Annotated in this window: 13 protein-coding genes; 7 read left to right on the top strand and 6 right to left on the bottom strand. The window is 70.4% G+C overall.

The window, feature by feature from the left end; genetic code table 11:
- Nucleotides 1–295: 295 nt before the first annotated feature.
- Nucleotides 296–685, bottom strand: a complete 390-nt coding sequence (locus tag ACV7NM_RS02090; protein ID WP_463408580.1) for a hypothetical protein — start codon at nucleotides 683–685, stop codon at nucleotides 296–298.
- A gap of 189 nt (nucleotides 686–874) precedes the next feature.
- Complete coding sequence (locus ACV7NM_RS02085) at nucleotides 875–1,432, bottom strand: TetR/AcrR family transcriptional regulator (RefSeq protein ID WP_463413807.1); 558 nt, start codon at nucleotides 1,430–1,432, stop codon at nucleotides 875–877.
- Nucleotides 1,433–1,635: 203 nt separating this feature from the next.
- Here ACV7NM_RS02085 and ACV7NM_RS02080 point away from each other — a divergent pair, with 203 nt between their 5' ends.
- The 4 genes from ACV7NM_RS02080 to ACV7NM_RS02065 all read left to right on the top strand — a co-directional run bounded on the left by ACV7NM_RS02080 (nucleotide 1,636) and on the right by ACV7NM_RS02065 (nucleotide 6,547).
- Nucleotides 1,636–3,039, top strand: a complete 1,404-nt coding sequence (locus ACV7NM_RS02080) for a purine-cytosine permease family protein (RefSeq protein ID WP_463408579.1) — start codon at nucleotides 1,636–1,638, stop codon at nucleotides 3,037–3,039.
- Between the two features lie 154 nt (nucleotides 3,040–3,193).
- Nucleotides 3,194–4,855: an amidohydrolase gene (locus ACV7NM_RS02075; protein WP_463408578.1), complete on the top strand. Its 1,662-nt coding sequence runs from the start codon at nucleotides 3,194–3,196 to the stop codon at nucleotides 4,853–4,855.
- Nucleotides 4,856–5,175: 320 nt separating this feature from the next.
- Nucleotides 5,176–5,532, top strand: a complete 357-nt coding sequence (locus tag ACV7NM_RS02070; RefSeq protein ID WP_463408577.1) for a hypothetical protein — start codon at nucleotides 5,176–5,178, stop codon at nucleotides 5,530–5,532.
- 490 nt (nucleotides 5,533–6,022) lie between these two features.
- Nucleotides 6,023–6,547 (top strand): hypothetical protein, encoded by a 525-nt coding sequence (locus ACV7NM_RS02065; RefSeq protein ID WP_463408576.1) that lies wholly within the window; start codon nucleotides 6,023–6,025, stop codon nucleotides 6,545–6,547.
- Nucleotides 6,548–6,805: 258 nt separating this feature from the next.
- Here ACV7NM_RS02065 and ACV7NM_RS02060 read toward each other — a convergent pair whose 3' ends face one another.
- The 4 genes from ACV7NM_RS02060 to ACV7NM_RS02045 all read right to left on the bottom strand — a co-directional run bounded on the left by ACV7NM_RS02060 (nucleotide 6,806) and on the right by ACV7NM_RS02045 (nucleotide 10,254).
- Entirely contained in the window at nucleotides 6,806–7,231 is a 426-nt protein-coding gene (locus tag ACV7NM_RS02060; RefSeq protein WP_463408575.1) for an ATP-binding protein, read from the bottom strand.
- Nucleotides 7,232–7,414: 183 nt separating this feature from the next.
- On the bottom strand, nucleotides 7,415–8,083 hold the full coding sequence (locus tag ACV7NM_RS02055) for a fasciclin domain-containing protein (protein WP_463408574.1): 669 nt from the start codon (nucleotides 8,081–8,083) through the stop codon (nucleotides 7,415–7,417).
- A gap of 82 nt (nucleotides 8,084–8,165) precedes the next feature.
- Entirely contained in the window at nucleotides 8,166–9,749 is a 1,584-nt protein-coding gene (locus ACV7NM_RS02050) for a molybdopterin-dependent oxidoreductase (RefSeq protein WP_463408573.1), read from the bottom strand.
- 274 nt (nucleotides 9,750–10,023) lie between these two features.
- Nucleotides 10,024–10,254 carry a chaplin gene (locus ACV7NM_RS02045; protein ID WP_463413806.1) on the bottom strand — a complete coding sequence of 77 codons (231 nt, stop codon included), beginning with the start codon at nucleotides 10,252–10,254 and terminating at the stop codon, nucleotides 10,024–10,026.
- Nucleotides 10,255–10,616: 362 nt separating this feature from the next.
- Between ACV7NM_RS02045 and sigK the strand changes: the two genes are divergently transcribed.
- The 3 genes from sigK to ACV7NM_RS02030 all read left to right on the top strand — a co-directional run bounded on the left by sigK (nucleotide 10,617) and on the right by ACV7NM_RS02030 (nucleotide 12,305).
- A complete protein-coding gene (gene sigK, locus ACV7NM_RS02040) occupies nucleotides 10,617–11,201 on the top strand; it encodes an ECF RNA polymerase sigma factor SigK (RefSeq protein ID WP_463413805.1) in 585 nt (194 codons plus the stop codon).
- On the top strand, nucleotides 11,198–11,947 hold the full coding sequence (locus tag ACV7NM_RS02035; protein WP_463408572.1) for an anti-sigma factor: 750 nt from the start codon (nucleotides 11,198–11,200) through the stop codon (nucleotides 11,945–11,947). The genes sigK and ACV7NM_RS02035 overlap by 4 nt, the downstream gene beginning before the upstream one ends.
- Nucleotides 11,948–12,161: 214 nt before the next feature.
- A complete protein-coding gene (locus ACV7NM_RS02030) occupies nucleotides 12,162–12,305 on the top strand; it encodes a hypothetical protein (RefSeq protein ID WP_463408571.1) in 144 nt (47 codons plus the stop codon).
- Nucleotides 12,306–12,359: the final 54 nt, after the last annotated feature.

Raw genomic sequence — 12,359 nt, 5'->3', positions numbered from 1 at the left:
GGCCGGTGAGGCGTGGCGGCTCCGAAACCCGCGGCAGCGGGCCAGCCGCTACGCCGTACTGATGGCGATTTCATCCTATCGTCCGCTTTGCGGTGCGGCATCTCGCGGATGGTCTTGATGGCAGTGGGGAAGTGGTGTACTTCCGGCCTCTGGTGGCGGTCGGGGTGCGGCATGTCGGACCTCATGTCGCATCGGCCTGCATGGGCTTTCTGCCACCGGCTGTGATCGGTCGTCAGTCCTCAGTCGTCAGTGGCAGAGTCGGCAGTGGCACGGGCGCTCGCCAGGTCGCGCGCTGTCAGCGCCGGCCGGGCCGATCCAGCGGGCGGACGTGCATGGCCGACCAGGTCGCATCGAGAGCGATCAGCGTGACGCCGACCAGCCCGTGGCCGGAGAGGCGGTCCTGCAGGACGTCGCGGTTGAGGTCGGTACCGGCCTTCACGCCGCCCTTGCGGTAGGCGACCCAGACCAGACCGTCGAACGGGACCGCGCCGAGTGCCTTCTTGACGGTGGCGTCGAGGGTCGCGGCGTCGGGAGCGAAGAGCAACACCAAGTTCGGGCTCTTGGCCTCCGAGGCCACGGTGGCGGCCGAGGGAAGAGGTCCGAACGACCAGTCGGCCGGCGCCCCGAACGTCAGGAGGGTCGCGCCCTCCTTGATGCCCAGCTTCCCCGCAGTGGTCTTCGCCATGCCGGAATACTACTCAGCGCGCGGCCCCTGGGCCGTCTTCTCCTTGGTTCGGTCACCGGCAGGCTGTCGTCGTCGGCGCCTCCCGGGTGGCGAGGGTGTCGGGTTGCTCCCGGGGCGAGCCGAGGTGGAAGGAGGGCGTCGGGTTGCCCCGGGGTGGGCCGAGGCGGAACGGAACATCCCTGGACAGCCTCAGGTGTGCGGGACGAGAAGTGCCGCCGCCGAGGCGGCGTGCTTCAGGGAGGAGGCGCGGTCGGCGCCGCGTTGCCCGAGCACCACTCGGGTGCTCAACCCGTCCAGCAGCGCGAGCAGTTCCGACGCGCGGGCGGCCACGTCCAGGCCGGCGGCGAAACGTCCCTGGGCCACGCCCTTGGCGAGCAGGGCCTCCAGGTCCCGCTGCCAGCCGTCGTCCATCTCTTGCTGGGCGGCGCGCAGGTCCTCGTTGGAGGGGGTGCGGGCCCACAGCTCGATCCACAGGGTCCAGCGCGGATCGCGGGGCCCGCGCGGCAGGTAGAGCTCCAGGAACAGCGCGAGCTTGCGGTGTGCGGTGACCCGGCGCTCCAGCAACTGTGCTCGCTCCGCCGCCAGTTGGTCCTCACTCCAGCGAAGTGCGGCCAGCAGCAACCGGTCCTTGCTGCCGAAGTAGTAGAGGATGTGGCCGCCGCTGGTGCCGAGGCGCTCGGCGAGCGCGGACATGGTGAGCTCCGCGAGGCCGCCCTCGGCGATCGCCGCCATGGCCTCTTCGAGCATTCGCTCCTGGGCGATCCGCCCGTCACGCCGTCGCGCCGACCCCGCTGCTCCGGCCACCGTGCCCGCCTTCCCGATCTTCGTGGCCCGACCTTATCCCGGGCGAGGTCTTGACGCGGTCCCGTTCGGCGAAGCATCTTGAATGCCATTCAAGAACTTAGAACGTTGTTCAAGGTTCAGTGGGTCCACAGTCAGGGGTACGGCGCATGACGCAACAGGACACGACGGCCGACGTCGACGAGGTGTTCCGGGTCGAGACCCACGGCATCGACCCCATACCCGACGCGGAGCGGCACGGGAGCGCCCGGGACCTCTTCTGGCTCTGGTTCGGTTCCAACCTCACCTTCACCTACGTGATCAACGGCGCCCTCGCCGTGGCCTTCGGCCTCTCCTTCTGGCAGGCCACCGCCGTGGTCGTTGTCAGCGGACTGTCCTTCCTCGCGGTCAGCGCCGCCGGTCTCAGCGGCATCCGCACCGGCACCGCCACCCTGGTCATCTCCCGGGCCGCCTTCGGGGTGCGCGGAAACTTCCCGGCCGGCGTCCTGAACTGGGTGGTGAGCATCGGCTACACCATCGTCAACACCGTGGTCGGCACCCTCGCACTGGAGGTGTTCTTCGCCGAGACGGGCCTGGGCACGGGGACCGGGGTGCGGGCCCTCGCCCTCGGGATCACCCTCGCGCTCACCTTCGCCGTCGCGATGTGGGGCCACGCCACCGTCCAGTTCGCCGAGCGTTGGATGGCGTACGTCCTCGCCCTCGGTTTCGGCGTGCTCCTCGTCTTCGTCCTGCCCGGCGCCGAGACCGTCGCCCCGGCCGGCGCCGCAGCCCCGGGCGTGTCCGGCTGGAGCCTGGCCTTCGTCGTGATGCTGGCCGGGCCCTTCTCCTACCTGCCGATGCCCGCCGACTACACCCGCTACCTGCCCCGGACCACCTCGCTGAAGTCGATCACCTGGATGGGAGGCCTCGGCGGGTTCGTCTCCTCCGTCGCCCTCGGCGTCGCCGGGGTCGCCGCCGCCACCCAGACCGACATGACCGATGCCGTGTCAGGGGCCGAGAGCCTGCTCCCCAGCTGGTACAAGCCGGTGTTCCTGGCCCTCGTCCTCGGTGGCTCCGTCACCAACTCGATCATCACCCTCTACTCCTCCAGCCTGAACCTCCAGGTCCTCGGCATCCCGTGGAGCCGCGCCCGCGCCATCGTGATCAGCGCCGCGGTCACCGCGGCCGGATCGCTCGCCGCGCTCTTCCTGACCGACTTCACCACCTCGCTGCTCTCGTTCCTCTCGCTGCTGATCATCGTCTTCGCGCCCTGGGGCGGGGTCTTCCTCGCCGACATGCTGCTGCGCCGCTGCCACTACGACTCCGACGCACTGCACGCCGGGAGCGCCGGCGCCTACTGGTACCGGGCCGGCTACCACCCCGCAGGCATGGCCGCACTGCTCGCCGGCATGGCCTTTGCCGCGCTGACCTGCGACTCCGAGCTGTGGACCGGCCCGCTGGTGGCCCCGCTCGGCGGCGCCGACCTCACGTTGCTCGGCTCGGTCGTCTCCGCGCTCACGTACTTGGCCCTCGCCCGGCGGAAGCTGCGCCCGGCGTACGCCCCTGCCGTCTGAGCGCGTCGTACTCGCATCCCGCGCCCCTCGACTCGCCCCGTACGCCCCTCGTCCACGCCTACGTGCGCCCCTCGCGCGCCCCCTTGTGCACGAGAAGGACGTACCCGCCCGCCCTCACTCCCGCACCGCCAATCTCTGTACAGGAGCACCAACCATGCCGCACCCCCTCCCCGCCGATCTGCTGCTCACCGGGGCCCGTATCCACACCGTCGACCCCGACCTCCCCGAGGCCGAGGCGCTGGCCGTGTCCGACGGCCGGATCGTCTGGCTCGGCCCGGACGCGGAGGCCGCCGCATGGGCGGGCCCGGACACCGAACGGATCGACGCGGGCGGTCGGCTGGTGCTTCCCGGCTTCATCGACGCCCACAACCACGTCCGGCTCGGCTCCGACGACGCGTGCGTACAGCTCGCGGGGGTGCGCACCCTGGAGGCGATCCTCGACCGGATCGGGGCCTGGCGCGAAGCCCATCCGGACGCCGCGTGGATCGAGGCCGAGACCTTCGACTACTCCGCGATCCCCGGCGGCCGGATGCCCACCGCAGCCGACCTCGACCCGGTCACCGGGGACGTCCCGGCGATCGTGCTCTCCTACGACGTGCACACGGCCTGGCTGAACACGGCGGCGATGCGCCGGCTGGGCGTCGCGAAGGACCGCACCGACCTGCCCTTCGGCACTGCGGCCCTCGATCCGGAGACCGGCGAACCCACCGGCTTCGTCAAGGACTTCGCGATCAAGGGACTCTCCCGGGACGGCCACCGGGCGCTGCGCGAGCTCGGGGTGCCGTGGGCCTCGCCGGACCGGCAGTACGGCCGGCTGGCCAAGAGCCTGGACGACGCGATCGGCTTCGGCATCACCACGGTGGTGGAACCGCAGAACTCCCTGGACGACCTGGAACTGTACGAACGGGCGCGCGCCGAGGGCCGGCTGCGCTCGCGGATCGTGGCGGCGCTGTTCCACCCGCGCGGCACCACGGACGAGGAACTCGACGCGTTCGCGGCGGCGGCCCGGACGTACACGGGAGATCGCCTGCGGGTGGGTCCGCTCAAGCTGTACATCGACGACGTGGTCGAGCCGCGCACGGCCGCGCTGCTGGAGCCGTACACCGGCTGCGGTGCGCACCGGGGCGAGACCTTCTACCCGGCGGAGGAGTTCGCGGAGTTGCTGGCCCGGCTGGACGCGCGCGGCTTCCAGTGCTTCGTGCACGCCACGGGCGATCGGGGCATCCGTACGGTCCTGGACGCGGTGGAGCACGCCCGTTCGGTGAACGGCCCGCGGGATGCCCGCCATCAGGTGGTGCACGTGGAATGCCTGGACCCGGCGGACGTGTCGCGCTTCGCCGGGCTCGGCGTGGTGGCCTGCATGCAGCCGAGGCACTGCGCGCCGGAGATCGCCGGTCCCGGCCAGGACTGGGCGGAGAACGTGGGAGAGGGCCGCTGGCACAAGGCCTGGCCGATGCGGAGCCTGTACGAGGCCGGCGCGGTGCTGGCGTTCTCGAGCGACTGGAACGTGGCGGAGATGGACCCGATGATCGGGATCTACACGGCGATCACCCGCCGCCCGCTGGGCGGCGGCGATCCGTGGCAGCCGGCCGAGACGGTGGACGTCGCGACGGCGGTGTACGGCTACACGATGGGCTCGGCGTACGCCAACTTCCTTGAGAAAGAACGGGGTTCGCTGACGGTGGGCAAGGCGGCCGACTTCGTGGTGCTGTCCCGGGACATCCTGGCCGTGGCCCCGGAGCGCATCCCGGGCACGGTGGCCGAGACGGTGGTGGTCGCGGGCGAGGTGGTCCACCGGGCCGGCCAGACGTATTGATCGTCCTTGCTCTCCTGCGGGACCGGGTGCGGGCGAACGCCGGGGGGACGAAAGGGCGTGGCCCGCTCCCGGTGCCGGCAGCCACCCTTCCGCGGCCTGTGTGATGTCGTGATGGGTGGCGACGCCTCGCCGGGGCTTCGGCTCGTTGACCAGGCGCGCCGCTCGGCGATCTGCATGGAGTAGGAAGAATCGATACACCGGACCCGCGCGAGTGACATCCCGCATCGGGGTGCCATTGCCAGGGGATGGACGAGCAGCCAGGGCGGCTCGCCAGGAACCGGCTCCGAGGAGTCGCCGAATCCTCGATAGAAACGGGTGCCATGAAACTTCGGCACGCATCGGCCGCCGCATTCGGCGCTCTCGCACTCCTCCTTACGCAGTCGGTGTCCGCGAGCGCCGCCACCGGTGACTTCTCCTACCGGTTCGTCGGGCTCGACGGCACGCCGCAGTCGGCCACCCTCCACGACCCCGCGAGTCCCGGCTGCGTCGTGCTCCCCGAGGTCGCGGACCCCGGATCCTCCGAGCCTGCCTTCGCCCCGCACAACGAGACCGACGAGTGGGTGATGGTATTCACCGAGCCCGACTGCACAGGCGATTCCCGGACGCTGCGCCCGCACGGAAAGCCCGCCGGCGACCGTCTGAAGCTGCGCTCGGTGTTTCTGACCGGCCGTCATTGAGCGAGGTGCGGCCGGTCATGCAGGTGGCTGGCGTGCGTGGCGCTCAGCCCGACTCGGCCCGCCGCCGCGCCGGCCCCCTGACGCCGGTGGCTTGTGACGTCAGCGAAATGGGTCACGAAATGGGTCCGAGGCGCGGCGGGGCGGTCTTCACCGACTCGGGGATCATTACGGGAGGCCTTGCGTCGAGTGGCCCCGGCGCGATGTGGCCAAACCCGACCAAACCCTTCGCCGGGTGGCTCCGAATGCCTGATGTGAGGTTTTCGCGGCGACCGGTCGAACATCTCCGGCCGACGCACCTCCCCTAAGGCACAGGGGCTGCATAGCGCACGCGGTACCGCATCGCGGCGCGGCCCCGGCTTGGAGAAGCCATGAACAGAAAACTCCTGCCTCTGCTCGGCATCGCGGCGTTCGGTCTCCCGCTCGCCGCGCCGGCCATCGCCTCAGCCCACACTGGCGGCGACGGCACCGTTACGAGGCGCGGCTCGAGCCGGTGGCCACCAACATGGTCCACGGAGCGGGAAGCGCGTCCGTCCGCCTCTCCGGTAACACGGCCACCATCACCGTGAAGGCGAACCGCCTCCTCGACAGTGCACCGCACGCCCAGCACATCCACATCAAGGGATCCGGGGAATGCCCCGCGGCGGATGCGGCACGCATGCACAACGGGCACAGGGCCGTCAGCACCGCCGACGGCCTGCCCGCCTACGGCAAGATCGGCACCTCGCTCACCACAAGCGGAGACACCAGCCCCAACAGCGCCCTGGCTGTCGATCGCTTCCCCAGCAGCGGGTCGTTCTCCTACACCCGCACCATCACCGTGACCCCGGATGTGGCGCGGCAGATCCGCGCCGACAACGCCGTGATCGTGGTGCACGGTATCGACTACAACCACAACGGCAGGTACGACAACGTCCTGGGCGCCAGCGAACTGGACCCGAAGCTCCCACAGGAGGCCACCGCGCCCGCCCTGTGCGGAGCCCTGAACTCCATGCACGCGATGGACCGGCACCAGTAGCCAAGCGGCTGCGTCAAGAGCCTGTGCAGTGGCACGGCCGGCCGCGCACGGTGACGCCGGCACGATCCGTGGCAAGGACTTCGTCCACACGGTGCACTTTCCAGCGCGCCGTGTGCGGACGAGCACGTCGCGACATCATCATCAGTGGTTGGTGGCAGGCCGTCACAGCATCGCCACCCGACGACTGCGGCAGAGGCGCCTCTTCTCCCTCTGCCGTAGTCGTCTTCCCTTTCTCTCCGCGCGGGCGGGTGCGGTGCCTCATTCACCCGCACGGCTTTGCGCACGGACCTCCGCCCAGACGGTGTGAGTGCGCGATCTGAGGACGTTTCCCCATGCGGCGCACAGGGCGTCTACCAGGTAGAGGCCCCTTCCTCCCTCGGCGAGGCTGAAGGAGGGGTGGGACCAGTGAGCCCGGATGCGCGCGACGTCGAGGCCGGCGCCCGTGTCACTGACTTCGACCCGCACGACCATTCCTCCGTCGGTTGCCTGCCGGCGCCCCAGCCGCACCCGCACCGGTGGCTGTCCATGGAGCAGGGCGTTGCTCACGAGTTCGGTGGCGATCAGCGCCATGTCATCGGCGAGCCCTGCCGCCCCCCACAGGTTCAGTTGCCGTTCTAGGGCGGCGCGCAGCGCGGAGCCGCGTTCACTTACCTCCGCTTGCAACGGTTGATGTGCGATGTTCATCAGCCCCGACCGCGGTGCGTTCTACTGAGGGTTCGTTGACGTCGACGGCACGCTTTTCGACGGACTGCCGCCTTGGCCGCATCAGCTGTGCGGCAGCTGTGCGGCTACTCGCAGGGAAGGCGCCTCTCGGCGGCGCCGCCGTGTCGGGCGGCCTCGCCGGGAGGGGAAGCTCTGTCGGTACCGCTACTTCGGCATCAGGACGGCGTCGATGATGTACACGTTGGCGTTGGCGGTCTTGACGTTGCCGCAGACCACGTTCGCGCTGTCGTTGACCTTGTAGGAAGTACCGGAACCACTGGTCGTGATCATGCCCTTCTGGAGGGTTTCGAAGGAGCCGTTCTCCAGTTGCTTGGGGGCGAGTTCCTGCCCGACGACGTGGTACGTGAGGATCTTCGTCAGCGTGGCCTTGTCGGCGAGGACCTTGTCCAGGTCGGCCTTGGGGATCTTCGCGAAGGCGTCGTTGGTGGGAGCGAAGACGGTGATGCCCTTGGCGTTGTTGAGGGTGTCGACGAGGCCGGCCTGCTTGACGGCCGCGACCAACGTGGACAGCGCCGGGTTGTTGGACGCGGCGGTGGCGACGGGATCGTTGGCCATGCCGTTGAAGGAACCCGCGCCTTCCTTGGGCACCCCGGCGCAGGCAGGGCCGAACGGCGCGTCAGCCATGGACGCGTCCCTGTTCTGGGACGGCGCCTGGTTCGCGGCGCCGTTGGAGCTGTCCGCGGAGGCGGCCGGCGAGGAGTTGCCCGTGCCGTCGTCGGAGGAGCAGGCTGCCAGCGAGAACGGCAGGATGGCCGCGGCGGCCACGGCGATCGCGGTACGACGGAACTTCAGGGTGTTCAGGGTGTTGCTCATGATGGGTCTTTCTCCTTGTGCTGTGCCGCGCCGGGTGGGCGGCGGTTCGGGGATGAGGGATCGAGGGATGGGGGATCGAGGGTCAGGTGACGGTGGTGAACACGTTGTGCCAGCCGGAGGCGCCGTCGGGGATGGTCCGGGTGCGCCGTTCGGTCTGCATCTGTCCGGTGCCGTCGGTGGCGCGGACGGTGATGGTGTGTCCGCCGGGGCCGGATCGCCAGGGGTGGGACCACTGGCGCCAGGTGTCGAGGGAGGCTTGGGGGGCGAGGTCTGCGTCTTGCCAAGGGCCGTCGTCGATGCGGATCTCGACGCGGGTGATGCCGCGGTGCTGGGCCCAGGCGACGCCGGCGACCCGCACGGTTCCCTCGCTCAGGCGGGCGAAAGGCTTGGGTGTGTCGATGCGGGCCTGGGTCTTGATGGGGGCGCGGCGTGCCCACGCGCGTTTGACCCAGTACGGGTCGTACGCGTCGAAGGTGGTCAGTTCGATGTCGGTGATCCACTTGCAGGCGGAGACATAGCCGTACAGACCGGGGACGAGCATGCGGACGGGAAAACCGTGATCGAAGGGCAGCGGTTGGCCGTTCATGCCGAGGGCGAGCATCGCGTCGCGGCCGTCCATGACGTCCTCCACTGGAGAGCCGAGGGTCATGCCGTCGACCGAACGGGCGACGAGCTGGTCGGCTTTCCCTCCCCGGGAGGGGGGCCGGACGCCCGCCTCACGCAACAGCTCCGCGAGGGGGACGCCAAGCCAGCGGGCGGTGCCGACGTAGGGGCCGCCGACCTCGTTGGAGACACACGTCAAGGTGATGTCCCGCTCGATGAGCGGACGGGCGAGCAGCTCCGCGAAGGTGTGGACGCGGGTTCGTACGCCCTTGCCGTGGATCCGCAGCTGCCAGGTGCCGGCGTCGACCTTGGGCACGTCCAAGGCGGTATCGACGCGGTAGAAGTCCTTGACGGGCGTGGTGAAGGAGCTGATCCCCGCCACGGGTGGCTGGACGCCCTTGGGCAGGGCCGGCGCGGGGGAGGCGGGAGCGGGCAGGCGCACCGCCTGACGGGAAGCGACGGCTCCCCGCCCTTGCCTGCCGTTCAGCGCCCGGCCCAGGGCTCCGGCACCGACGGCGGCCACCGCTGTGGCGGACGAGATCGCGAGGAACCCCCGCCGGTTGAAGCCCGCCCCGTCGCTCTCGCTCGGCGCGCGGGCGCCAACGCGGGAGGCCTTGCCGGCCAGCAGGTACATCACCGCCGCGCCCGCCAGCGCGCCGACCAGGGAGGGCAGGGCGTCGACCGGGCCGGCGGTGTCGGGGCGGTTCAGGGCCGCGACGGTGCCCACCACACCGAACAGGAGGACCCCCACCGAGGCGGCACGTCGGTAGCGAAGGGCTCCCAGCCCCAAGATGGCGGCGAACAGGGTGAGAGCGGTGAGGATGCCGAGCTGGAGCACAGTCTTGTCGTTCTCGCCGAAGGTGCGGATCGCGAAGTCCTTCACCGGGGCGGGCGTGAGGTCGATCGCGGCCGAACCGACGGCGTTGACCGGCCCGGCTTGGGGCCGTGTGAGGGCGGAGGCCAACTCGGCCACCGCGAGCGCGGTCAGAGCGGACAGCAGCCCGGACATGATCCCGGCGGCCGGGCGGGCGAATCGATCGCGGAGGTTGCTCACACCCGGCATTCGGCGCCGCAGGGATCCCGGATGGGTGCCGGCCGGCGACTCATTCGATCAGCTGAAGATCGGCCCGCTTGTTGACGAAGCCTGGCGGGGGGCCACGAGTGAGCGCGGGTGGCGGCGCCGACTGCCGTCACCCGCACCCTGCCCCGCTTCCCTTCGGACCCGCGACGGCATCAGTGACAGGGCACGAACGCGCCGCACGCCGAGGGGAACGAGGTCGTCCGGTCCGCCGCCACCCCGTTACCGGCGGCGGACCGGAGTCCTGATGTGCCTGCGGTCAGGCGTTGATGCAGGTGTTGCCGAAGGACGGGTTGAGCAGACCGATCACGCTCACACTGTTGCCGCACGCGTTGACCGGGATGTGGATCGGGATCTGGATGAGGTTGCCCGAGCCCACGCCGGGCGAATACGCGGCCACGCCTTGCGCTCCCGCGTCGGCCATGGCGGCGGACGCCCCGCCGACCACGGCCACTCCCGCGGCCAACGCGATCGCGGCGCTCTTGAACAGACCAGTCACAGCTGCCTCCACAAACGGTGCGAGCACCGGATCACACGGCGCGTCCGGTGCTGCCCGGACGGTCCGGGACTTGCACGCCCCATTCGCCCCAGACCTCCGGACGGCTGGTCGATGACGGAGGGTTCACCCGAAGGGCGTACCCGGGGGGGGGGGGGGGGGGGGGAAGAGGACGTGACGGCGCCGCCCATCCGTACGCGTGTCCGCTACGAAGAGAGCATGAGACGCCCTCCCGAATCTCGTGGCCGGACCCCCCACAGCGCCGTCCGGCCACCGCGCCAGCGAAGGACAGCCATGCGATGGACATCCCGCCCAGGCTCTACCTGCGCCTGGTCGCCACAACCGGCGGCCGGCCGATGAGCCATCCACTGCCCTTCCGCGGCACACCCACGCCCGGAACAGACCTGGCCGCGGCCATGGAGGAAGTCGCCCGCGGCGACAAGCGGGCGTTCTCCGCCCTCTACGACGCCCTCGCACCCCTGATCTACGGAACCGTGCTGAAAGTCGTACGGGACCGTGCCCAATCCGAGGAAGTCACCCAAGAGGTGATGATCGATCTGTGGCGGCAGGCCGCCCGTTACAGCCCGGCCACCGCCAGTGTGCGGACCTGGGCGGCGACCATCGCCCACCGTCGGGCCGTGGACCGGGTCCGCTCCGCACAAGCCGCGGCCGACCGAGAGCACACCACCGCCGTCCGCGATCAGCAGCGCCCCTTCGACGAGGTCACCGAACAGGTGGAGACCCGACTGGAGAGCGAGCAGGTTCGCCGCTGCCTACGCGGTCTGACGGAACTGCAGCGCCAAGCGGTGACGCTGGCCTACTACGGGGGCTTGACCTACCGTGAAGTCGCCCAGTCGCTGGACGCACCGCTTGCGACCATCAAGACACGCATGCGCGACGGGCTGATCCGGCTGCGCGACTGCATGGGGGTGACCGCATGAAACAGCACCACGACGACCTGCACGCCCTCACCGCCGCCTATGCCCTCAACGCCCTCGACCCCGCCGAGCACGAAGGGTTCACCGCGCACCTCGCCGGCTGCGCGGCGTGCCGGAGGGAGGTCGCGGAATTCCAGGCCACGGCCGCCCGGATGGCTGCCGGCACCGCACAGACTCCGCCCCCAGCACTCAAGGCGCAGGTCATGGCGGGCATCGACACCGTGCGCCAACTCCCACCCCGGCTCACCACCACCGCCTCCGTCAACTGGGCGGGCGTACTACGGCGCAAAGCCGCCACGATCGCGGTGGCAGCCAGCCTGACCGCTGCCGCCGCATTCGCCGGCGTGGCCACCTGGCAGCACCAGGAGAACCTGGAAGCCGGACGCCGCGCCACGCAGAGCGAACAGCGACTGGACGAGATGAACTCGGTCCTGTCCGCCCCGGACGCCCGCACCGTCCACGCACGCGCCGGCAACGGCGCCGCCACCTCAGTGGTGTCCTCGCAACGGCTGAACAAGACCGTCTTCACCGCCGTCGGGCTGCCCGCCCCGGGGACGGGCAAGACCTACCAACTATGGCTAGACCACAACGGCACCATGCGCCCCGCCGGGCTCCTGCCCCACGACGGCGCCGTACTCCTCAACGGTGACACCACCGGCGCCCGAGCAGTCGGCCTCACCCTGGAACCCGCCGCCGGATCAGCCCAGCCCACCAGCCCACCCTTGGTCCTGCTTCCGCTGCCGACCTGAGTCACGATCGACACCCCGGCGACGACCGAACGGGCTTTGCGCGAACGGGCTCTGGGGGAACAGACTCTGCGGGAACGGGCTCGGCGCATGGGCGGCGCCCGGCCAGAGGGCCGGAATGCCCCGAGGAGTCGACCGGCCGGAGGGGAGCCATCGCGCCGATCCGGTCGCGGGCGCGCTGCGAATCACCTGTGAGAGGACCTGTGAGGTGGGAGCCATGACCGACGAAGAGTTCGAACTGCTCCTGGCCCAGGCGCGGGCGGAAGCACACGACATCTCGTTTCCTGTTCCCGCCTCGGACGATGACGCGGAGTACGCCTTCCATACGCAGCACGCGGAATTCGGTGCGTCGGCCCACTGACGCTGGAGGCCGCCGGCCAGAACCACGAGCCCCGACTCGGCGATGTGCTGCTTT

It is taken from the genome of Streptomyces sp. Tek67B01 (assembly GCF_055231995.1).
This window is presented reverse-complemented; position numbering and strand designations above follow the sequence as displayed.

What these genes read in the sequence shown, in the direction of transcription:
- sigK (WP_463413805.1), top strand. Translation starts at nt 10,617, where the DNA reads ATGAGCCATCCACTGCCCTTCCGCGGCACACCCACGCCCGGAACAGAC.
- ACV7NM_RS02070 (WP_463408577.1), top strand. Translation starts at nt 5,176, where the DNA reads ATGAAACTTCGGCACGCATCGGCCGCCGCATTCGGCGCTCTCGCACTC.
- ACV7NM_RS02030 (WP_463408571.1), top strand. Translation starts at nt 12,162, where the DNA reads ATGACCGACGAAGAGTTCGAACTGCTCCTGGCCCAGGCGCGGGCGGAA.
- ACV7NM_RS02060 (WP_463408575.1), bottom strand. Translation starts at nt 7,231, where the DNA reads ATGAACATCGCACATCAACCGTTGCAAGCGGAGGTAAGTGAACGCGGC.
- ACV7NM_RS02055 (WP_463408574.1), bottom strand. Translation starts at nt 8,083, where the DNA reads ATGAGCAACACCCTGAACACCCTGAAGTTCCGTCGTACCGCGATCGCC.
- ACV7NM_RS02050 (WP_463408573.1), bottom strand. Translation starts at nt 9,749, where the DNA reads ATGCCGGGTGTGAGCAACCTCCGCGATCGATTCGCCCGCCCGGCCGCC.
- ACV7NM_RS02075 (WP_463408578.1), top strand. Translation starts at nt 3,194, where the DNA reads ATGCCGCACCCCCTCCCCGCCGATCTGCTGCTCACCGGGGCCCGTATC.
- ACV7NM_RS02035 (WP_463408572.1), top strand. Translation starts at nt 11,198, where the DNA reads ATGAAACAGCACCACGACGACCTGCACGCCCTCACCGCCGCCTATGCC.
- ACV7NM_RS02085 (WP_463413807.1), bottom strand. Translation starts at nt 1,432, where the DNA reads ATGCTCGAAGAGGCCATGGCGGCGATCGCCGAGGGCGGCCTCGCGGAG.
- ACV7NM_RS02090 (WP_463408580.1), bottom strand. Translation starts at nt 685, where the DNA reads ATGGCGAAGACCACTGCGGGGAAGCTGGGCATCAAGGAGGGCGCGACC.
- ACV7NM_RS02080 (WP_463408579.1), top strand. Translation starts at nt 1,636, where the DNA reads ATGACGCAACAGGACACGACGGCCGACGTCGACGAGGTGTTCCGGGTC.